The 19831-nt window shown below is 73.6% G+C and carries 18 protein-coding genes; 9 read left to right on the forward strand and 9 right to left on the reverse strand.

The window, feature by feature from the left end:
- Positions 1-119: 119 nt before the first annotated feature.
- The 3 genes from AC07GB_RS33330 to AC07GB_RS33340 form a co-directional block, all read right to left on the reverse strand.
- Complete coding sequence (locus AC07GB_RS33330; RefSeq protein ID WP_478852083.1) at positions 120-1796, reverse strand: phospho-sugar mutase; 1677 nt, start codon at positions 1794-1796, stop codon at positions 120-122.
- A gap of 50 nt (positions 1797-1846) precedes the next feature.
- Positions 1847-2671 (reverse strand): purine-nucleoside phosphorylase, encoded by an 825-nt coding sequence (locus tag AC07GB_RS33335; RefSeq protein WP_478852085.1) that lies wholly within the window; start codon positions 2669-2671, stop codon positions 1847-1849.
- A 113-nt stretch (positions 2672-2784) separates the two neighbouring features.
- Positions 2785-3222, reverse strand: coding sequence for a gamma-glutamylcyclotransferase family protein (locus AC07GB_RS33340; protein ID WP_138961494.1), 438 nt, complete (start codon positions 3220-3222; stop codon positions 2785-2787).
- A 160-nt stretch (positions 3223-3382) separates the two neighbouring features.
- On the opposite strand from AC07GB_RS33340, the gene AC07GB_RS33345 reads away from it, so the two are divergent.
- Together AC07GB_RS33345 and AC07GB_RS33350 are read left to right on the forward strand one after the other, a co-directional pair.
- Positions 3383-4831 carry an NAD(P)H-quinone dehydrogenase gene (locus AC07GB_RS33345; protein ID WP_478852087.1) on the forward strand — a complete coding sequence of 483 codons (1449 nt, stop codon included), beginning with the start codon at positions 3383-3385 and terminating at the stop codon, positions 4829-4831.
- A gap of 235 nt (positions 4832-5066) precedes the next feature.
- A complete protein-coding gene (locus AC07GB_RS33350) occupies positions 5067-6038 on the forward strand; it encodes a DeoR/GlpR family DNA-binding transcription regulator (protein WP_478852089.1) in 972 nt (323 codons plus the stop codon).
- 31 nt (positions 6039-6069) lie between these two features.
- On the opposite strand, the gene AC07GB_RS33355 is transcribed toward AC07GB_RS33350, so the two are convergent.
- Together AC07GB_RS33355 and AC07GB_RS33360 are read right to left on the reverse strand one after the other, a co-directional pair.
- The gene (locus AC07GB_RS33355; protein ID WP_478852091.1) at positions 6070-6648 is read right to left on the reverse strand and encodes a TetR/AcrR family transcriptional regulator; all 579 of its coding nucleotides are present in this window, start codon (positions 6646-6648) and stop codon (positions 6070-6072) included.
- 110 nt (positions 6649-6758) lie between these two features.
- Positions 6759-8531 (reverse strand): acetyl/propionyl/methylcrotonyl-CoA carboxylase subunit alpha, encoded by a 1773-nt coding sequence (locus tag AC07GB_RS33360; protein WP_478852093.1) that lies wholly within the window; start codon positions 8529-8531, stop codon positions 6759-6761.
- A gap of 359 nt (positions 8532-8890) precedes the next feature.
- Here AC07GB_RS33360 and AC07GB_RS33365 point away from each other — a divergent pair, with 359 nt between their 5' ends.
- A complete protein-coding gene (locus AC07GB_RS33365; RefSeq protein WP_478852095.1) occupies positions 8891-9343 on the forward strand; it encodes a hypothetical protein in 453 nt (150 codons plus the stop codon).
- 21 nt (positions 9344-9364) lie between these two features.
- On the opposite strand, the gene AC07GB_RS33370 is transcribed toward AC07GB_RS33365, so the two are convergent.
- Both AC07GB_RS33370 and mmpB read right to left on the reverse strand, forming a co-directional pair.
- Positions 9365-9976: a nucleoside triphosphate pyrophosphatase gene (locus AC07GB_RS33370; RefSeq protein WP_478852097.1), complete on the reverse strand. Its 612-nt coding sequence runs from the start codon at positions 9974-9976 to the stop codon at positions 9365-9367.
- Positions 9977-10004: 28 nt separating this feature from the next.
- Positions 10005-10133 carry a morphogenic membrane protein MmpB gene (mmpB, locus tag AC07GB_RS33375; RefSeq protein ID WP_361831922.1) on the reverse strand — a complete coding sequence of 43 codons (129 nt, stop codon included), beginning with the start codon at positions 10131-10133 and terminating at the stop codon, positions 10005-10007.
- 144 nt (positions 10134-10277) lie between these two features.
- Between mmpB and AC07GB_RS33380 the strand changes: the two genes are divergently transcribed.
- Entirely contained in the window at positions 10278-11735 is a 1458-nt protein-coding gene (locus tag AC07GB_RS33380; RefSeq protein WP_478852099.1) for an FG-GAP and VCBS repeat-containing protein, read from the forward strand.
- 42 nt (positions 11736-11777) lie between these two features.
- Here the strand turns inward: AC07GB_RS33380 and AC07GB_RS33385 are convergent, their stop codons facing one another.
- Complete coding sequence (locus AC07GB_RS33385) at positions 11778-11984, reverse strand: acyl-CoA carboxylase epsilon subunit (protein ID WP_478852101.1); 207 nt, start codon at positions 11982-11984, stop codon at positions 11778-11780.
- Positions 11985-12028: 44 nt separating this feature from the next.
- Positions 12029-13690, reverse strand: a complete 1662-nt coding sequence (locus AC07GB_RS33390; RefSeq protein WP_478852103.1) for an acyl-CoA carboxylase subunit beta — start codon at positions 13688-13690, stop codon at positions 12029-12031.
- A gap of 127 nt (positions 13691-13817) precedes the next feature.
- Here AC07GB_RS33390 and AC07GB_RS33395 point away from each other — a divergent pair, with 127 nt between their 5' ends.
- The 5 genes from AC07GB_RS33395 (at position 13818) to hutH (ending at position 19781) form a co-directional block, all read left to right on the forward strand.
- Entirely contained in the window at positions 13818-14681 is an 864-nt protein-coding gene (locus AC07GB_RS33395) for a biotin--[acetyl-CoA-carboxylase] ligase (protein WP_478852105.1), read from the forward strand.
- A gap of 120 nt (positions 14682-14801) precedes the next feature.
- On the forward strand, positions 14802-16025 hold the full coding sequence (locus AC07GB_RS33400; protein ID WP_478852107.1) for an adenylate/guanylate cyclase domain-containing protein: 1224 nt from the start codon (positions 14802-14804) through the stop codon (positions 16023-16025).
- 85 nt (positions 16026-16110) lie between these two features.
- Positions 16111-16905: an enoyl-CoA hydratase/isomerase family protein gene (locus AC07GB_RS33405; protein ID WP_478852109.1), complete on the forward strand. Its 795-nt coding sequence runs from the start codon at positions 16111-16113 to the stop codon at positions 16903-16905.
- A gap of 109 nt (positions 16906-17014) precedes the next feature.
- On the forward strand, positions 17015-18157 hold the full coding sequence (locus tag AC07GB_RS33410; protein ID WP_478852111.1) for a GGDEF domain-containing protein: 1143 nt from the start codon (positions 17015-17017) through the stop codon (positions 18155-18157).
- An 85-nt stretch (positions 18158-18242) separates the two neighbouring features.
- Positions 18243-19781 carry a histidine ammonia-lyase gene (gene hutH, locus AC07GB_RS33415; RefSeq protein WP_478852194.1) on the forward strand — a complete coding sequence of 513 codons (1539 nt, stop codon included), beginning with the start codon at positions 18243-18245 and terminating at the stop codon, positions 19779-19781.
- The last annotated feature ends 50 nt before the right edge of the window (positions 19782-19831 follow it).

Consider the following 19831-nt stretch of genomic DNA (forward strand, 5'->3'; position numbering starts at 1 on the left):
GAGCGTGACGAACGAGAAGGTGCGCTACCGGTCGGACCCTTCCTGGGGTGACCGGCAGCGCACCTGCACGCTGCGTCAGTTGCCGCGCGGAACCACCCGTACGGGTGGCGGCCCGGGGCTCAGATTCCGGCTGCCGCGGCGAAGTCCCGCTTCAGGGCGTCGAGCAGCTCCGCGGCCCGCGTGTGCGCCGCCGGCAGGCCCGACCGGTCCGCGACCGGCACCACGACCTCCAGGTAGCACTTCAGCTTGGGCTCGGTGCCGCTGGGGCGCACGATCACGCGCGCGCCTTCGAGGGTGTAGCGCAGGCCGTCCGTGGGCGGCAGCTGCGCCGAGCCCTCGGTCAGGTCCTCCGCGCGCGTCACCGCGAGCCCGGCGAGGCTCACCGGCGGCTGCTCGCGCAGGCGCCGCATCGCGTCCGCGATCAGCGACAGGTCCTCCACGCGCACCGACAGCTGGTCGGTGGCGTGCAGGCCGTGCTCCACCGCCAGGTCGTCGAGGAGGTCGAGCAGCGTGCGGCCCTCCTCCTTCAGCTCCGAGGCCAGCTCGGTGATCAGGAGCGCCGCCGTGATGCCGTCCTTGTCGCGGACGCCCTCGGGGTCGACGCAGTAGCCGAGCGCTTCCTCGTAGCCGTACCGCAGGCCCTCGACGCGGGCGATCCACTTGAAGCCCGTGAGGGTCTCCTCGTAGCCGAGGCCCGCCTTCTCGGCGATCCGGCCGAGCAGCGACGAGGACACGATCGACTCGGCGAAGACGCCCTGTGCGCCGCGCCGCACCAGATGGGCCGCGAGCAGCGCGCCCACCTCGTCGCCGCGCAGCATGCGCCACGCGGTCCGCCCGGCGTCGGTGGGCACGGCCACCGCGCAGCGGTCCGCGTCCGGGTCGTTGGCGATCACCAGGTCGGGGCGTGCCTCGCGGGCCGTGGCGAACGCCAGGTCCATCGCGCCCGGCTCCTCCGGGTTCGGGAACGCCACCGTCGGGAAGTCCGGGTCCGCCTCGGCCTGCGCGGCCACGAGCACCGGCTCGGGGAAGCCGGCCCGCGCGAAGGCGGCGAGGAGCGTGTCCTTGCCGACGCCGTGCATGGCCGTGTAGACGGTCCGGGCGGCCCGGGCCGAGCCCTGGGCCAGGACCGCGTCCGTGCGGGCCAGATAGGCCTCCAGGACCTCCTCGCCGAGGACCTCCCAGCCGGACTCCGGGCGGGCCACGTCGTGCAGGCTCGCCACCGCGGCGATCTCCGCCGCGATCTCGCCGTCGGCGGGCGGCACGATCTGCGAGCCGTCGCCGAGGTAGACCTTGTAGCCGTTGTCGCGCGGCGGGTTGTGGCTGGCCGTGACCTCCACGCCCGCGACGGCGCCCAGGTGCCGTATGGCGAAGGCCAGGACCGGCGTGGGCAGCGGCCGGGGCAGGACGGCGGCGCGCAGCCCCGCCCCGGTCATCACGGCCGCCGTGTCCCGCGCGAAGTCCGCCGACTTGTAGCGGGCGTCGTAGCCGATGACGACCAGGCCCGCAGTGCCCTCGGAGTGGCCCTTGCCCTTCAGGTACGCGGCCAGTCCCGCGGCCGCGCGGATCACCACGGAGCGGTTCATCCGCATCGGGCCCGCGCCCAGCTCGCCGCGCAGCCCGGCCGTGCCGAACTGGAGCGTGCCGGCGAAGCGGGCCGCGAGGTCGGCCAGGACGTCCGCATCGTCCGCCCCCGCGACGAGCTTCGCCAGCTCCTCGCGGGTCTCCGCGTCCGGGTCCTCGTCGAGCCACGCCTGGGCCCGGGAGATGAGTACGTCGTGCTCCTGGTGGTCCTGCACGTGTGGTCAGCCTCTCCGTGAAGGGGGTCGTACGGCTTGGGGCGGGGCGGTCAGAGGCGGCCGAGGACCTTGCCGAGCAGCTCGCCCATGCGGGTCGCCGAGTCGCGGCCCGCCTGGAGGACCTCCTCGTGGTTCAGCGGCTCGCCGGTCATGCCCGCGGCCAGGTTGGTGACCAGGGAGATGCCGAGCACCTCGGCCCCGGCCTCGCGCGCCGCGATGGCCTCCAGGACCGTCGACATGCCGACGAGGTCCGCCCCGATGGTGCGGGCCATGCGGATCTCGGCGGGCGTCTCGTAGTGCGGGCCGGGGAACTGCGCGTACACGCCCTCTTCGAGGGTGGGGTCGACCTCCTTGCACAGCGCGCGCAGGCGCGGCGAGTACAGGTCCGTGAGGTCCACGAAGTTCGCGCCGACGATCGGGGAGGTCGCCGTGAGGTTGAGGTGATCGCTGATCAGGACCGGCTGGCCCGGGCGCATGCCCTCGCGCAGGCCGCCGCAGCCGTTGGTGAGCACGATGGTCTTGCAGCCCGCGGCGACGGCGGTGCGCACGCCGTGCGCGACGGCGGCGACACCGCGGCCCTCGTAGTAGTGCGTGCGGCCGAGGAAGACCAGGAGGCGCTTGTCGCCGACCTTGACGGAGCGGATCTTGCCGCCGTGGCCCGCGACGGCGGGCGGCGGGAAGCCGGGCAGCTCGGTGACCGGGAACTCGGCCTCGGGGGCGCCGAGCGCGTCGACGGCCGGTGCCCAGCCGGAGCCCATCACGAGGGCGACGTCGTGGGTCTCGGCGCCCGTCAGCTCACGCAGGCGCGTGGCGGCGGCGTCGGCGGCGGCGTACGGGTCGCCGTGGATGTCGTCCGGAATAACTGAAGCGTTCACGCCGACGAGGGTAGCCGGTCACGCCCTACGCGCGTAGATGACGAGGCTCACGGGAATGGGATCGTTGCTTTGTCGTTTCCGACGAGCTGATCGCCCGGCTGCTGCCTCAGCGGTCAGCAGGGGCGCTTGCGCAGCTCCATCACATAGTCGTGGGGGGCGCCCGCGGACTCGGCGGCGTCGGCGAGTTCCCCGAGGTAGCGCGCCGACGGCAGGCCGCCCTCGTAGCCGTTCAGGACGTAGACCCACGCGGGCTCCTCGCCCTCCAGGGTGTGGATCCGCACCCGCATGCGCCGGTAGATGTCGAGGCCGACGCCCTCCCAGCGGTCCATGGAGTCCTCGTCCATCGGCGCCACGTCGTACAGGGCGACGAAGACCTGGGAGCGCGGGGCCTCCACGATCGTGGCGAGTGCGCCCTCCCAGCCCATGTGCTCGCCGCCGAACGTCAGCCGCCAGCCGTTCAGCCAGCCGGTCGCGCGCAGCGGCGAGTGCGGGGCGCGGCGCGTCATGAGCCGCGCGTCGAGATTGCCGGCGTACGCGGCGTAGAGCGACATGTGGTCGAGGGTACGACCTTCCGGCGTGGGCGCCCTACGCAGTTGCCGTTCTGGGGCCGGGCTCCTCGCCGGCGCTCCGCTCCTGCCCCGGGCCTGCCCCGCGCGCGCCGGACGGGCCGGATCCGCCCCCGCTCGCTCGCCGCTCCGGCCGTGCGGGAGAATGGGGTACGTGACTCGGATCGTGATCATTGGTGGCGGACCCGGCGGATACGAGGCGGCGCTGGTCGCGGCCCAGCTCGGCGCGGAGGTGACCGTCGTCGACTGCGACGGTCTGGGCGGGGCGTCGGTGCTCACCGACTGCGTGCCGTCGAAGACCCTGATCGCCACGGCCGAGGTGATGACCACCTTCGACTCCTCGTACGAAGAGCTGGGGATCATCGTCGAGGACGACACGCCGCACATCGACCAGGCCGCCCGGGTCGTGGGCGTGGACCTCGGCAAGGTCAACCGGCGCGTGAAGCGGCTCGCGCTCGCGCAGTCCCACGACATCACCGCGTCCGTGACGCGGGCGGGCGCGCGCGTGCTGCGCGGCCGCGGGCGCCTGGAGGGCCAGCAGGCCATGGACGGCTCGCGCACGGTCGTCGTGCGCGCGGCCGACGGGACCGAGGAGCGGCTCACCGCCGACGCCGTCCTGCTCGCCACCGGCGGCCACCCGCGCGAGCTGCCGGACGCGCAGCCGGACGGCGAGCGCATCCTCAACTGGACGCAGGTGTACGACCTCGACGAGCTGCCCGAGGAGCTGATCGTGGTCGGCTCCGGCGTCACCGGCGCCGAGTTCGCCGGTGCCTATCAGGCGCTCGGGTCCAAGGTGACGCTCGTGTCGTCGCGCGACCGCGTGCTGCCGGGCGAGGACCCGGACGCCGCCGCCGTCCTGGAGGACGTCTTCCGGCGCCGCGGGATGAACGTGATGGGCCGTACCCGCGCCGCCTCCGCCAAGCGCGTGGGCGACCGCGTGGAGGTCACCCTCGCCGACGGGCGCGTCATCTCCGGCACGCACTGCCTGATGGCCGTCGGCGCCATCCCCAACAGCAGCGGCATGGGCCTGGAGGAGGCCGGGGTCAAGCTGAAGGACTCCGGGCACATCTGGACCGACCGCGTCTCGCGCACCTCCGCCCCGGGCGTGTACGCCGCCGGTGACGTCACGGGCATCTTCGCCCTGGCCTCGGTGGCCGCCATGCAGGGCCGCATCGCGATGTACCACTTCCTGGGCGACGCGGTGACGCCGCTGAACCTGAAGACCGTCTCGTCGAACGTCTTCACCGACCCCGAGATCGCCACCGTCGGTTACACCCAGGCCGACGTCGACGCGGAGAAGATCGACGCCCGGGTGGTCAAGCTGCCGCTCCTGCGCAACCCGCGCGCGAAGATGCAGGGCATCCGGGACGGCTTCGTCAAGATCTTCTGCCGCCCCGGCACGGGCATCGTGGTCGGCGGCGTGGTCGTCGCGCCGCGCGCTTCGGAACTGATCCACCCCATCTCGATCGCGGTCGACAACAATCTGACGGTGGAGCAGATCGCCAACGCCTTCACCGTGTACCCCTCGCTTTCGGGGTCGATCGCCGAGGTGGCCCGGCAGCTGCACACCCGCAAGACGAGCGCCGAGGCCTGAACCTGGCGCCTCCCCGGCGCCCCCGCCGCCCCAGGGTGCCGTCCACGGCCGCCGGAATTGATCCCTCCGGCGGCCGGATTCAACTCTTCGCAGGTCACAGCCTGTTGCCGTCCATGCGGGCGGCATAGGCGCGTGGAGTACCCCTATACCACTTCCACCCCTGTCGTGCGTACAACTTCTGTAATTCGGCGCAAACTGCTGAAAGCAGACGGTCGTTGGGGTTACTGTCAGTTTCGTGTTCGCTGCAGAACGTCGCCAATTGATCCTCGAAATGGTGCGGGCCAACGGGGCTGTGTCGCTCCGTGAGCTCGCCCGCGTCGTCCAGACCTCCGAAGTGACCGTACGGCGGGACGTGCGCGCGCTGGAGGCAGAAGGACTCCTCGACCGCCGGCATGGCGGTGCGGTATTGCCGGGCGGATTCACGCGGGAGTCCGGCTTTCCGCAGAAATCGCATCTCGCGTCCGCCGAGAAGACGGCCATCGCCGATCTCGCGGCGGGTCTCGTCGAAGAGGGCGAGGCCGTCGTCGTCGGGGCGGGTACGACCACGCAGGAGCTGGCCCGCCGGCTCGCGCGGGTACCCGGCCTGACCGTGGTCACCAACTCCCTGCTCGTGGCCCAGGCCCTGGCCCACGCCAACAGAGTGGAAGTCGTCATGACCGGCGGCACCCTGCGCGGCTCCAACTACGCCCTCGTGGGCAGTGGTGCGGAGCAGTCGCTCCAGGGCCTGAGGGTCTCGCGCGCCTTCCTGTCCGGCAGTGGCCTGACCGCCGAGCGCGGCCTGTCCACATCGAACATGCTGTCCGCGAGCGTGGACCGCGCGCTCGTCCAGGCGGCGGCCGAGGTCGTGGTCCTCGCCGATCACACCAAACTCGGCACCGACACGATGTTCCAGACCGTGCCGACGGACGTCATCACCCGGCTCGTCACCGACGAACCGCCCGCCCACGACGACCGCGCGGCCACGGAACTCCAGGCCCTGGCGGACCAGGGCGTGCAGATCGCCGTGGCGGGCGGAGCGGCGGGCCCCGGTCAGGCCCCCGGAGTTGACTCCGTCCCCACGGGCCGCCAGCCCCGCAGGGACGTGCCGCTGCCCGGCCAGCGGCGGGGGCACGGGGGCCAGGGGCCGCAGCTGCGCAGCGCGGCGGTCCTGGGCGACCAGCAGCCCGGGGAGAGGTCGGCGCGGGTGGCCGACCTGCGCCGGCGGTAGGCCCGGGGGCGGGGCGCTGCGCGTCTCGTCCTCAGCCGCCGGACGGGTCCGCAGGGTGGGCCTTGAGGCCGCGCAGGGTCAGGGTGAGCAGGCGGTCGGCAAGCTCCGGGTCGTCGGGGGACTCCTCGGCGGCCAGGGCGATCGCGTTCGTCAGCTGGAGCAGGTCCTCGATGGACACGCCCGCGCGTACCGCGCCCGCCGCCTGCGCACGGGCGAGGAGGGCCGCGCCCGCCTCCCGCATGGGGCGGCTGCACCGCCCCAGCGGGGTGCTGTCGTCCCGCGACACCGACATCACCGACATCAACGCCCGGGCGAGCCCCCGGTACTCGCTCGCGTGCGTCACCAGCGCCCGCAGCCACTCCACCAGGGCCGCGCAGGGCTGCGGGGCGCCCAGGAGTTCCCGCGAGCGGCGCAGCAGGTCGCTCACCGCGTCCTCGAACACGGCGCTCATGACGGCGTGGCGGTTCGGGAAGTGCCGGTACAGCGTGCCGATGCCCACGCCCGCGCGGCGGGCCACGTCTTCGAGGGAGGTGTCCGTGCCGTGCTCCGCGAAGGCGGAGCGGGCCTCTTTCAGGAGGCGCTGGTGGTTGCGCTGGGCATCGGCGCGCATACGGCCTCCTCGGTCGCCGGACGGGCGGAAAGCCTAACGCCCACCGGCCCGGGAAGGGGCGGGTGGGCGCCAGGCGGTGGCGCGGGCCCGAAAGGCCCGCGCCGGGAAGGTCAGTCCTTGATCTCGCAGATGGCCGCGCCCGAGGTGAGGCTCGCGCCCACCTCGGCCTGAAGGCCCTTGACGGTGCCGGAGCGGTGGGCGTTCAGGGGCTGCTCCATCTTCATGGCCTCCAGGACCACGATGAGGTCACCCTCCTTGACCTCCTGGCCCTCCTCGACCGCGACCTTGACGATGGTGCCCTGCATCGGGGACGCCAGGGTGTCGCCGGAGGCCGCGGGCCCGGACTTCTTCGCCGCGCGGCGCTTCGGCTTGGCGCCCGCCGAGAGGCCCGTGCGCGCGAGGGACATGCCCATGCCGGCCGGCAGGGAGACCTCAAGGCGCTTGCCGCCGACCTCGACGACGATCGTCTCGCGGTCGCCGTCCTCCTCATCGGCGTCGCCGCCCACCGGGGCGAACGGCGGGATGTCGTTGACGAACTCGGTCTCGATCCACCGGGTGAAGACCGTGAACGGCGCGTCGGAGCCCGTCAGTTCGGGCGCGAACGCCGGGTCGGTGACCACCTTGCGGTGGAACGGGATGGCGGTGGCCATGCCCTCGACCTCGAACTCGGCGAGGGCGCGCGCGGCCCGCTCCAGGGCCTCCTTGCGGGTGCGCCCGGTGACGATCAGCTTGGCGAGCAGCGAGTCCCAGGCCGGGCCGATGACCGAGCCGGACTCGACACCCGCGTCGAGGCGGACGCCGGGGCCGGACGGGCCCGCGAACTTGGTGACGGTGCCGGGCGCGGGCAGGAAGTTGCGCCCGGGGTCCTCGCCGTTGATGCGGAACTCGAAGGAATGGCCGCGCAGTTCGGGGTCGCCGTAGCCGAGTTCCTCGCCGTCGGCGATGCGGAACATCTCGCGGACCAGGTCGATCCCCGCGACCTCCTCGGTGACCGGGTGCTCCACCTGGAGGCGCGTGTTGACCTCCAGGAAGGAGATCGTGCCGTCGGCGCCGACCAGGAACTCCACGGTGCCCGCGCCGACGTAGCCGGCCTCCTTCAGGATCGCCTTCGAGGAGCTGTACAGCTCCTCCAGCTGGGCGTCCGAGAGGAAGGGGGCCGGGGCCTCCTCCACCAGCTTCTGGTGGCGGCGCTGCAACGAGCAGTCACGGGTCGAGACCACCACCACGTTGCCGAACTTGTCGGCGAGGCACTGGGTCTCGACGTGCCGCGGCTTGTCCAGGTACCGCTCCACGAAGCACTCGCCGCGGCCGAAGGCGGCGACGGCCTCGCGCACCGCGGAGTCGTACAGCTCCGGCACCTCTTCGAGGGTGCGGGCGACCTTCAGGCCGCGGCCGCCGCCGCCGAACGCCGCCTTGATGGCGATGGGCAGGCCGTGCTCCTCGGCGAACGCGACGACTTCCTCGGCGCCCGAGACCGGGTCCGGGGTGCCCGCGACCAGCGGGGCGCCCGCGCGCTGCGCGATGTGCCGGGCGGCGACCTTGTCACCCAGGTCCCGGATCGCCTGCGGCGGCGGGCCGATCCAGATGAGGCCGGCGTCCAGGACGGCCTGGGCGAACTCGGCGTTCTCGGAGAGGAAGCCGTAGCCGGGGTGGACGGCGTCCGCCCCGGAGTCCTTGGCGGCGGCGAGCACCTTCGCCATGTCGAGATAACTGGTCGCCGGAGTGTCACCGCCGAGGGCGAACGCCTCGTCTGCGGCCCGCACATGCAGCGCGTCCCGGTCGGGGTCCGCGTAGACGGCGACGCTCGCGATCCCCGCATCCCGGCACGCCCGGGCGACCCGGACAGCGATTTCGCCACGGTTGGCGATGAGCACCTTGCGCACGATGGCTCCCTCCTTGAAACAAGCCGAGTTTAGGGACTGCCGACACGGCCTTTCGACCCGTCCCCATTGGTGAGCTTGCCCACACGGAGCGTGATCCGAGGCGCGCTCGACCCCCGAAATCCCTTGTCGCACCGTGGTACGCAGGGTCCCTTCCGGGCAGCGTAGCCCTCCGGTGTGGTCAAGGTCTCTGTGAGAGCGCGCTGCGGCGCGGGAGCTTTCTTTGTGGAGTCCCTACGAATGGCCCAATGAATCTTTGCTTCCGCCTCGGCTCTTGTCCCTCGGTTTACTCGTTAGTAGCGTGCCCGATGTCTCGTACGTACTAGCGGTAACACCGGTCGGTGGAGAGTGGGTGGTACGCCGTGGCGCGCAGAGCAGTGGCGTGGGCGGGCGCGGTCGTGCTGGGTGCGGAGGCGGCCGGGATCGCGTTCCTCAACTGGTTCCTGGGCCTCGTCGTCGACGAGCAGGGCATGTCCCTCGCCGGGCTCGACCCGCACGCCATGAGCGTCTCGGCGTGGATCGCGGGCGGCGTCTTCGGGCTCCACCTCGCGCTGTGCGGCTTCCTGCTCGCGCGCGTCGCCGTGCGCGACCGCGCGCCGGGCGGCTTCGGCCGCGCCGTGCTGATCAGCGCGGCCGTGCTGCACGCGGTGCTCGGCGCGTTCGCGGTCGGCCTGGTGGGCTGGCTCGCGTTCGCGTTCATGATGCTGGTGCTCGGCCTCATCGTGCTGACGCTGATGGCCTACGAACGCTACGAGCACCAGGGCGCCGAGGCGGAGGCCCCGCCGCCCGGCGACGGGGCTCCCCAGGCCGTCTGAGGCGCCTTGTGAGGCCTCGCGCTAGCGGGCCCACAACTGGGTGATGCCGACGCCCAGTTCGCCCAGGAGGCGGCGCAGGAGCGGCAGGGAGAGGCCGATGACGTTGCCGTGGTCGCCCTCGATGCCGTCGATGAACGGGGCGGAGCGGCCGTCGAGCGTGAACGCGCCCGCCACGTGCAGGGGTTCACCGCTCGCCACGTACGCCGCGATCTCCTCGTCCGACGGCTCGCCGAAGCGGACCACCGTCGAGGCCGTGGCGGCGACGTGCAGGCCCGATGCCGTGTCGTACACGCAGTGCCCGGTCTGGAGGACGCCCGCGCGGCCGCGCATGGACTTCCAGCGGGCGGTGGCCTCCTCGGCGTCGGCGGGCTTGCCGAGGGCCCGGCCGTCCAGCTCCAGGACCGAGTCGCAGCCGATGACCAGGGCGCCCTTGACGTCCGGGCGCGCGGCGACCACCGACGCCTTCGCCCGGGCCAGGGCCAGGGCCAGCTCGGCCGGGGTGGGGGCGGTGACCGCGTCCTCGTCGACGCCGCTGACGATCACCTCGGGGGCGAGCCCCGCCTGGCGCAGCAGGCCCAGACGGGCGGGGGACTGGGAGGCGAGGACGAGTCGGCGGGTGGGCTGATCACTCATGCGGCCAGCGTAGCCGGGCCCCGCCGCCTCAGATGATCCCCAGGATCAGCATCGCGAGGAGCATGGCCACCGCCAGGAGCACGCCCGCGCGGCGCATCTTGGCCTGCATGTCCCGCATGTCCTTGGGCGGGTCGTTCTCCGGGTCGGACCACAGCATGGCTCCGATGGTGCGCGCCGGGGGCGGGGGCGCGCCTGAGTACGCGTACCTAAGTTCCGCGGGTCCTTCGTTCACCCGTACAACCCCGGGAGGGTGTCCAGGTGTCAACCACGCGTCGGTTCTCTGGGATTGGAGCGTTCTGATATGCGCGCTACGCGCACAAAGGTCCTGTTGGCGGTGGCCACGGCCGCCGTGGCCACCGGGGGCCTGGTGGTTCCGCTCGCGGGCACGGCCGCCGCCGCGCCCGCACCGGCCGCGAAGGCTGCCGCCGACTTCGACGGCGACGGCTACGGCGACGTGGTCCTCGCCACCCCCGACGCGACCGTGAACGGCGTCAAGAAGGCCGGGCACGTCGCCGTCCTGTACGGGTCGGCGGACGGGGTCGCGGGCGGGCGCAAGCAGCTGGTGAGCCAGGCCTCGGCGAAGGTGCCGGGGGTGCCGGAGGAGCGGGACCGGTTCGGCGCCGCGTACGACACCGGGGACATGGACGGCGACGGGTACGCGGACCTGGTCGTCGGGGTGTCGGGCGAGAACGAGCAGCGCGGCCTCATGACCGTGCTGTGGGGCGGCAGGGGCGGGCTCGTGCACGGCGGTCTGAGCCTCGGCTCGCCGCAGCCCGGCACCGATGTGCACTACGGCGCGTCCGTGGCCGTCGGCGACTTCGACGGCGACGGCAAGCAGCAGCTCGCCACGCGCTCCTACTGGGGCGCGGTCAGCCTGTCCGGCGACGGCTTCACCCGGACCCGGGCGCCGAAGCAGCAGCGCCTGAGCCTCCACGGCGGCGACACCTTCCCCGTCGTCGAGCGGGTGGAGGCGGGGGACTACGACGGCGACGGCGACGACGACCTGGTCGCCTCCGGGACCGAGAACATGGAGGCCGACGAGATCCGCGGCCGGATCTTCTACTGGCGGGGCGGCCGCACCGGCGTGACGTTCACCAGGCCGTCCACCGCCCTGCCCGAGACCGTCGTCGGCATCGAGGGCTCCGGAGACGTCGACAAGGACGGGTACGAGGACCTCGTGATCACCGACATGCTCGCCCCCAACGGCGGCGCGGTCGCCGTCTCCTACGGAGGCAGGCGCGGCCCCGGCAGCGGCGGCACGACCGTGCTCGACCAGGACAGCCCCGGCGTGCCGGACGAGGGCGAGGACGGCGACGACTTCGGTACGAGCGCCTCGGTCGGCGACGTCGACGGCGACGGCTACGCGGACGTCGTGGTGGGCGCCCCGGCCGAGGACCTGGACGGCAGGAACGCCACCGGCGCCGTGTACGTGCTCAAGGGCTCCGCCACCGGCCTCACGGGCGCGGGCGCGCAGAGCCTCGGCCAGGACACGCCGGGCGTGCCGGGCGTGGCCGAGGACGACGACCGCTTCGGCTCCGCGGTCCAGGCGCGGGACACGAACGGCGACGGCAGGGCCGAGGTCCTCGTCGCCGCCTCCGGCGAGGACGTGTTCCCCGGCGCCCGGTGGAACGACGGCTCCGCCTGGGTCCTGCGCGGCACGAAGGACGGGGCCGGCACCGCGGGGGCGTACGCGATCAGTGAGAAGGCGTTCGGCCTGACGTACCAGAACAAGCGGTTCGGGTCCGTGCTCGGACGCTGAACCGCCGCGGTGGGGGCGGGGCCGCCGCCCCCACCGCGGGCGTCACACGGGCCAGTACGTGCGGCCCCAGGACGCGGGGCCCGGCTGCGGCAGGCGCTCGCGGGCCACGCGGGCCGGGTCCGCCCAGGCGTCCGGGGTGCGGGGCGCGCCGGACGGCGCGTGCGCGGCCGCCGCGGCGCGCGCCTGGACCACCGCCAGGGCGGCGGCCAGCTCCTCGGGGGTCGGGTTGCCCCGTACGACCTTGATCACGAAGGGACTCCTCGGGGGTCGGGTCACGGACGTGTGCGGCTCGGCTACAGCGGGATGTTGCCGTGCTTCTTCGGAGGCAGGGATTCCCGCTTCGTCCGCAGCTGACGCAGGCCGCGCACGAGGTGCGAGCGGGTCTCGGACGGCATGATCACCGCGTCGACGTAACCGCGCTCGGCGGCCGTGTACGGGTTCAGGAGCGTGTCCTCGTACTCCTGGATGAGCCGTGCCCTGGTCTCCTCCTGGGCCGCCTCGTCCCCGGCCGCCGCGATCGTGCGGCGGTGCAGGATGTTCACCGCGCCCTGCGCGCCCATGACCGCGATCTGCGCGGTCGGCCAGGCCAGGTTGAGGTCCGCGCCCAGGTGCTTGGAGCCCATCACGTCGTACGCGCCGCCGAAGGCCTTGCGCGTGATCACGGTGATCAGCGGGACCGTGGCTTCCGCGTAGGCGTAGATCAGCTTGGCGCCGCGGCGGATGATGCCCTCGTGCTCCTGGCCGACGCCCGGCAGGAAGCCCGGGACGTCCACGAAGGTGAGCACGGGCACGTTGAAGGCGTCGCAGGTGCGCACGAAGCGCGCGGCCTTCTCGCTCGCGTCGATGTCGAGGCAGCCCGCGAACTGCATCGGCTGGTTGGCGACGATGCCCACCGGGTGGCCCTCGACGCGGCCGAAGCCGGTGAGGATGTTCGGCGCGAACAGCGGCTGCGTCTCGAAGAAGTCCGCGTCGTCCAGGACGTGCTCGACGACCGTGTGCATGTCGTACGGCTGGTTGGCGCTGTCGGGCACGAGCACGTCCAGCTCGCGGTCCTCGTCGGTCGCCTCCAGGTCGGCCTCCTCGGCGAAGACCGGGGGTTCGCTGAGGTTGTTCGACGGCAGGTACGACAGCAGCGACTTGACGTACTCGATGGCGTCCTTCTCGTCGCCCGCCATGTGGTGCGCGACGCCGGAGGTCGCGTTGTGCGTGCGGGCGCCGCCCAGCTCCTCGAAGCCGACGTCCTCGCCGGTGACGGTCTTGATGACGTCCGGGCCCGTGATGAACATGTGCGAGGTCTGGTCGACCATCACCGTGAAGTCGGTGATCGCCGGGGAGTACACCGCGCCGCCCGCGCACGGGCCGACGACGAGGCTGATCTGCGGGATCACGCCGGACGCGTGGGTGTTGCGGCGGAAGATCTCGCCGTACATCCCGAGGGCCATGACGCCCTCCTGGATGCGGGCGCCGCCCGAGTCGTTGATCCCGATCACCGGACAGCCCGTCTTCAGGGCGAAGTCCATCACCTTCATGATCTTCTGGCCGAAGACCTCGCCGAGCGAGCCGCCGAGGACCGTGAAGTCCTGCGAGAAGACGGCGACCGGGCGGCCGTCGACCGTGCCGTAGCCGGTCACCACCCCGTCCCCGTACGGGCGGTTGTGCTCCATGCCGAAGTCGGTGGAGCGGTGCCGGGCGAACTCGTCCAGCTCCACGAACGAGCCCTCGTCGAGCAGCAGCTCGATGCGCTCGCGCGCCGTCAACTTCCCCTTGGCGTGCTGCTTCTCGACCGCGCGGGCCGAACCGGCGTGGTTCGCCTCCTCGATGCGGCGCCGCAGGTCGGCCAGCTTCCCCGCGGTCGTGTGGATGTCGGCGCCGGGATCGCCCCCGGCGGGCGCCGGGGTCTGACGGTGCTCCTGGGGCTGCGCGGAGGGCTGCTTGGGCTCGTGCGGCTCGGACATCGGGACGCGGCTCCCTGCCTGCTCAAAGGGGACGGTGAGGGGCTTACGACGCTGGCTACTGACTCGTAGCGTATCGGCGCGGATACGCCTGTGCAGTGCGGCGTTTACCACACCTAGGGTGGCTTGCATGACGCCGTCGAATGACCCAGACAACACCGGGAACCGCTGGAGCGACCTGGACCGCCCGCCCCTCGACGCGGCCGCGCTGCGCCGCGCGCTCGTCCGCGAGGGCGGGCTCTACCGCTCGCTCGACGTGGTGCAGTCCACCGGCTCCACCAACAGCGACCTGGCCGCCCGCGCCGACGAGCTGCCCGAGGGCGCCGTGCTCGTCGCCGAGGCGCAGAGCGCCGCGCGCGGCCGGCTCGACCGGCGCTGGACCGCGCCCGCGCGCTCGGGCCTGTTCTTCTCCGTCCTGCTCAAGCCGGAGGGGGTGCCCGTCGAGCGGTGGGGCTGGCTGCCCCTGCTCACCGGCGTCGCCGTCGCCACCGGGCTCTCCCGGGCGGCCGGGGTCGACACCGCCCTGAAGTGGCCCAACGACCTGCTCGTCACCGTCGAAGGGGAGGAGCGCAAGGCCGGCGGCATCCTCGCCGAGCGAGCGGGCGCCGGGGGCGTCGTCATCGGCATCGGCCTCAACGTCAGCCTGCGCGCTGCGGAGCTGCCCGTGCCGCACGCGGGCTCCCTCGCCCTCGCGGGCGCGGCGAGCACCGACCGCGACCCGCTCCTGCGCGCGGTGCTGCGCAGCCTGGAGCGCTGGTACGGCGAGTGGCGCGGGGCCGGGGGCGACCCGGCCGCGTGCGGGCTCCAGGAGACGTACGCGGCCGGGTGCGCGACCCTCGGACGCGAGGTGCGGGCGGAGCTGCCCGGGGGGCGCGCGGTCTCCGGTGAGGCGGTGGCGGTGGACGGGGACGGGCGCCTTGTCCTCGCCACGGCCGAGGGGGTGCGGGAGCCCGTGAGCGCGGGGGACGTCGTCCACCTGCGCGGCACCGGCTGAGGGCCCTCGCGGGGTGCCCCACGCGGGAGGCGGGCCGAGTCGGGAGTGAGCTGGGGCACACCTGCCGTAAAGTTGGCGCCGGTCGATATCTGACCGTGGCAGATCGGAAGGGCAGCAGGCGTGACCGTCGACGACACCGGCTCCGGCCAGGGCGCACACCCAGCCCCCGACGGTGACCCCCGCGCGGCGGGCGCCCAGGACGACAAGCCGGACGACTCCTACCGGCCGGCGGAGCCGGACCTGGCGGCGGCCCTCGACCGCACGGCGAACCCGGGCAGGCCGGACGACCCGGACGAGGACAAGGACCCCCTGGCGCTCCGCCTGGAGCAGCTCATCCTCGGGGCCGACCGGCGCTACACCCCCTTCCAGGCGGCCCGCAGCGCGGGCGTCTCCATGGAGCTGGCGTCCCGCTTCTGGCGGGCCATGGGCTTCCCCGACATCGGCCAGGCCAAGGCCCTCACCGAGGCCGACGTGCTCGCCCTTCGCCGCCTCGCGGGCCTCGTCGAGGCGGGCCTGCTGAGCGAGGCGATGGCGGTGCAGGTGGCGCGGTCCACCGGGCAGACCACCGCGCGGCTCGCGGAGTGGCAGATCGACTCGTTCCTGGAGGGCCTCACCGAGCCGCCCGAGCCGGGCATGACACGTACGGAAGTCACGTATCCGCTCGTCGAGCTGCTGCTGCCCGAGCTGGAGGAGTTCCTCATCTATGTGTGGCGGCGTCAGCTCGCCGCGGCCACGGGCCGGGTCGTGCAGGCGGCCGACGACGAGGAGATGGTCGACCGGCGGCTCGCCGTCGGCTTCGCCGACCTCGTCGGTTTCACGCGCCTGACGCGGCGCATGGAGGAGGAGGAACTCGGCGAGCTGGTCGAGGCGTTCGAGACGACGGCCGCCGACCTGGTCGCCGCGCACGGCGGACGGCTCATCAAGACCCTCGGCGACGAGGTCCTCTTCGCCGCCGACGACGCCGGGATCGCGGCCGAGATCGCGCTGCGGCTCATCGAGACGATGGCGAACGACGAGACCATGCCCGAGCTGCGCGTCGGCATCGCCTTCGGCACGGTGACGACCCGCATGGGGGACGTGTTCGGCACCACGGTGAACCTCGCGAGCCGCCTCACCTCGATAGCGCCACGGGACGCCGTGCTCGTCGACGGGGCGCTCGCCGAGGAGCTGACCCGCACCGGGGAGGCCCCCGCGTCCGAGACGGAGGCCGCCGCGCTCGCCGAGCGCGCCGAGAAGGACGGCGAGGAGCCGCCCGCGTACCGCTTCGCGCTCCAGCCGATGTGGCAGCGGCCGGTCCGCGGCCTCGGCATCGTCGAGCCCTGGCTGCTCACCCGCAGGGGCTGACGCCCGCCCGGCGACGGGTACCCAAGGCGCGGTCCTGCTGACATGATCGCGGGGTAACGGTCGTTAACCGGGAGTTGGAGGGGTCATGGGCGAGCAGCGGTTCGGGGAGTTCGTAGGAGTACGCCGGCACGGCCACGTGGCGGAGCTCGCGCTTGACCGGCCCAAGGCGATGAACGCCGTGTCGAGCGCCATGGCCCGCTCCATCAGCGAGGCCTGCGAGGCGCTCGGCGCGGACCGGGACGTGCGCGTGGTGGTCCTCACCTCCACGCACGAGCGCGCGTTCTGCGTGGGCGCCGACCTGAAGGAGCGCAACTCCCTCACCGACGCGGAGCTGCTGCGCCAGCGGCCCCTCTCGCGGGCCGCGTACACCGGGGTGCTCGACCTGCCGATGCCCACCATCGCGGCCGTGCACGGCTACGCCCTGGGCGGCGGCTTCGAGCTGGCGCTGTCCTGTGACGTCATCGTCGCCGACCCGACGGCCGTGGTCGGCCTGCCCGAGGTGTCCGTGGGCGTGATCCCCGGCGGTGGCGGCACCCAGCTGCTGCCCCGGCGCGTGGGCGCGGCGCGGGCCGCCGAGCTGATCTTCTCGGCGCGCCGGGTGGAGGCGGCGGAGGCCAGGGAACTCGGGCTCGTCGACCTGGTCGCGGGCGCGGGCGAGGACCGCGACGAGGCCCTCGCGCTCGCCGCCCGCATGGCCGCGAACTCGCCCGTGGGCCTGCGCGCCGCCAAGCGCGCCCTGCGCCTCGGCCACGGGCTCGACCTGCGCACGGGCCTGGAGGTGGAGGACGGGGCCTGGCGGGCGGTGGCGTTCTCGGGGGACCGGGCGGAGGGCGTGGCGGCGTTCAACGAGAAGCGGAAGCCGGAGTGGCCCGGGGAGTAGGGCCGCGCGCGGGGCGCCCCCGCCTCGCTCACGGGGCGCTGCGGCCTCACGGGCGGGGGCGGTCCGGCCTCGCGTCTCCCTTTGCGTGGAATGTCCGTAACCTGGAGTGATGGGAAGCGACGTTCGGTTGCGCGCTGTCGTGGCGCTCGCGCAGGGGATGGCCGCCGCGCACACCCCGCGCGGGTCCTGGCGGGCAGCCGCCCAGGGCGCGCGGCGGGCCCTCGACGGGAGCTTCGCCGCGCTGTCCGTGTGGGAGCGCGAGCGCGGGCGCCTGCGCGTCCTCGCGAACGTCGGCGAGCTGACCGCGGGGGAGGTGGAGTTCCCCGAGGACGAGGCCTATCCCGTCCATGAGTTCCCGGAGATCACCGAGTTCCTGCACGAGCGCTGGGCGGGCGGCGGCGAGCCGCACGCCTGGGTGGAGACGGCCCAGGGGCCCGGCGGCGGCGAGCGCGCGGGCTACTGCCACCAGCGGGTCGCCGCGCTGCGCAGGCGCGGGCGCGGCTGCTGCGTGGTGGCCCCGATCGTGCTCCGCGGGCGGGCCTGGGGCGAGCTGTACGTGGCGCGGCCGGTGGGCGCGCCGGTCTTCGACCGGGCCGAGGCGGACTTCGCCACCGTCCTCGCGGCCGTGGTCGCCGCCGGGATCGCCCAGACCGAGCGCCTCGAAGAGGCCCGCCGCCTGGCCTTCACGGACTCCCTCACCGGCCTCGCCAACCGGCGCGCGGTCGACGTACGCCTCGACGAGGCCGTGGAGCGGCACCGCGCCGAGGGCGTCGTCGTCAGCCTCGTCGTCTGCGACGTGAACGGGCTGAAGCAGGTCAACGACCGCTTCGGGCACGCGGTCGGCGACCGGCTCCTGGAGCGGTTCGGCTCGCTGCTCTCGCTGTGCGGGGCGATGCTGCCCGGCGCCCTCGCGGCACGGCTCGGCGGCGACGAGTTCTGCCTCCTCTCGGTCGGCCCCTCCTCGGACGAGGTGGTGCGGGTCGCCGACGAGCTGTGCCTGCGGGCGTACGAGTTGGAGCTGGGCGAGGGGGTCGCCTGCGGGGTCGCGTCGACCGGGGACCCGATCGGGCCCGTGCGGTCGGCCCGCCGCCTGTTCCGGCTCGCGGACGCGGCGCAGTACCGGGCCAAGGGGGCGCGGGCGGTGAAGCCGGTGATCGCGGGGCGCGAGGGGGCGGACGACCCGGTGGTCCGCCTGGCGGACGAGGCGGCGGCTCCCGCGCGGGGGGAGCGGCGGCGCTTCCGGGGGCGGTAGCCCCGCGCGGGGCGAGCCCGGCGCAGCCGTCCCGAGTTCACCAGTGACAGCGCGAGTTTCAATGCGTACGCTCCTGAATATGGATATGCAGACTGTGGTCGTAGGGACGTCCGGCACCACCGCCGCGGACGTCGTGGCCGTCGCCCGCCGGAACGCCCGAGTCGAGCTGGGTGACGACGCCGTCGTCGCCCTCACCGCGGCCCGCGAGATCGTCGACGCCCTAGCCGCCAAACCGGAGCCGGTCTACGGCGTCTCGACCGGCTTCGGCGCCCTCGCCAGTCGGCACATCGGTCACGACCTGCGCGCGCAGCTCCAGCGGAACATCGTCCGCTCGCACGCCGCGGGCATGGGCCCCCGCGTCGAGCGCGAGGTGGTCCGCGCGTTGATGTTCCTGCGCCTGAAGACGGTCTGCTCCGGCCACACCGGAGTGCGCCCGCAGGTCGCGCAGACCATGGCCGACGTCCTGAACGCGGGCATCACACCGGTCGTCCACGAGTACGGCTCCCTCGGCTGCTCCGGCGACCTCGCCCCGCTCAGCCACTGCGCCCTGACCCTGATGGGCGAGGGCGACGCGGAGGGCCCCGACGGGACGGTGCGGCCCGCCGCCGAGCTGCTCGCCGAGCACGGCATCACCCCGGTCGAGCTGCGCGAGAAGGAGGGCCTCGCGCTGCTCAACGGCACCGACGGCATGCTCGGCATGCTGGTGATGGCCCTGGCCGACCTGGACGTCCTGTACAAGTCAGCCGACATCACCGCCGCGCTCTCCCTGGAGGCCCTGCTCGGCACGGACAAGGTCCTCGCGCCCGAGCTGCACGCCATCCGCCCGCACCCCGGGCAGGCGGCCGCCGCCGCCAACATGCTGGCGGTCCTCGCCGGTTCGGGCCTGACCGGGCACCACCAGGACGACGCGCCGCGCGTCCAGGACGCGTACTCGGTGCGGTGCGCCCCGCAGGTCGCGGGCGCGGGCCGGGACACCCTCGCGCACGCCCGCACGGTCGCCGAGCGCGAGCTGGCCGCCGCCGTCGACAACCCGGTCGTCCTGCCCGACGGGCGCGTGGAGTCGAACGGCAACTTCCACGGCGCTCCCGTCGCCTACGTCCTGGACTTCCTCGCCGTCGCCGCCGCCGACCTCGGCTCCATCGCCGAGCGCCGCACCGACCGGCTCCTTGACAAGAACCGCTCGCACGGCCTGCCGCCGTTCCTCGCCGACGACGCCGGCGTCGACTCCGGCCTGATGATCGCCCAGTACACGCAGGCGGCCCTGGTCAGCGAGATGAAGCGGCTCGCCGTCCCGGCCTCCGCCGACTCCATCCCGTCCTCCGCCATGCAGGAGGACCACGTCTCCATGGGCTGGTCGGCCGCGCGCAAGCTGCGTACGGCCGTCGACGACCTCTCCCGGATCCTCGCCGTCGAGCTGTACGCGGCCACGCGCGCCATCGAGCTGCGCGAGGGCCTCACCCCCGCGCCCGCGAGCCGCGCCGTCATCGAGGCCGTGCGCAAGGCGGGTGTTCAGGGGCCGGGCCCCGACCGCTTCCTCGCGCCGGACCTGGCGGCGGCGGAGACGTTCGTACGCGGTGGTGAGCTGGTGGGCGCCGCAGAGGCGGTCACGGGGCCGCTGGCCTGATCACGGCTTCGACACCGGCTCCGGTCCGCCCGGAGCCGGGCCGTCGCCCG

It is taken from the genome of Streptomyces sp. NPDC045778, assembly GCF_056431945.1.

Coding starts and splice junctions, on each gene's coding strand:
- AC07GB_RS33340 (WP_138961494.1), bottom strand. CDS start 3,222: ATGTCGCTCTACGCCGCGTACGCCGGCAATCTCGACGCGCGGCTCATG.
- AC07GB_RS33345 (WP_478852087.1), top strand. CDS start 3,383: ATGGGGTACGTGACTCGGATCGTGATCATTGGTGGCGGACCCGGCGGA.
- AC07GB_RS33355 (WP_478852091.1), bottom strand. CDS start 6,648: ATGCGCGCCGATGCCCAGCGCAACCACCAGCGCCTCCTGAAAGAGGCC.
- AC07GB_RS33370 (WP_478852097.1), bottom strand. CDS start 9,976: ATGAGTGATCAGCCCACCCGCCGACTCGTCCTCGCCTCCCAGTCCCCC.
- mmpB (WP_361831922.1), bottom strand. CDS start 10,133: ATGCTGTGGTCCGACCCGGAGAACGACCCGCCCAAGGACATGCGGGAC.
- AC07GB_RS33380 (WP_478852099.1), top strand. CDS start 10,278: ATGCGCGCTACGCGCACAAAGGTCCTGTTGGCGGTGGCCACGGCCGCC.
- AC07GB_RS33390 (WP_478852103.1), bottom strand. CDS start 13,690: ATGTCCGAGCCGCACGAGCCCAAGCAGCCCTCCGCGCAGCCCCAGGAG.
- AC07GB_RS33395 (WP_478852105.1), top strand. CDS start 13,818: ATGACGCCGTCGAATGACCCAGACAACACCGGGAACCGCTGGAGCGAC.
- AC07GB_RS33405 (WP_478852109.1), top strand. CDS start 16,111: ATGGGCGAGCAGCGGTTCGGGGAGTTCGTAGGAGTACGCCGGCACGGC.
- AC07GB_RS33410 (WP_478852111.1), top strand. CDS start 17,015: ATGGGAAGCGACGTTCGGTTGCGCGCTGTCGTGGCGCTCGCGCAGGGG.
- hutH (WP_478852194.1), top strand. CDS start 18,243: ATGCAGACTGTGGTCGTAGGGACGTCCGGCACCACCGCCGCGGACGTC.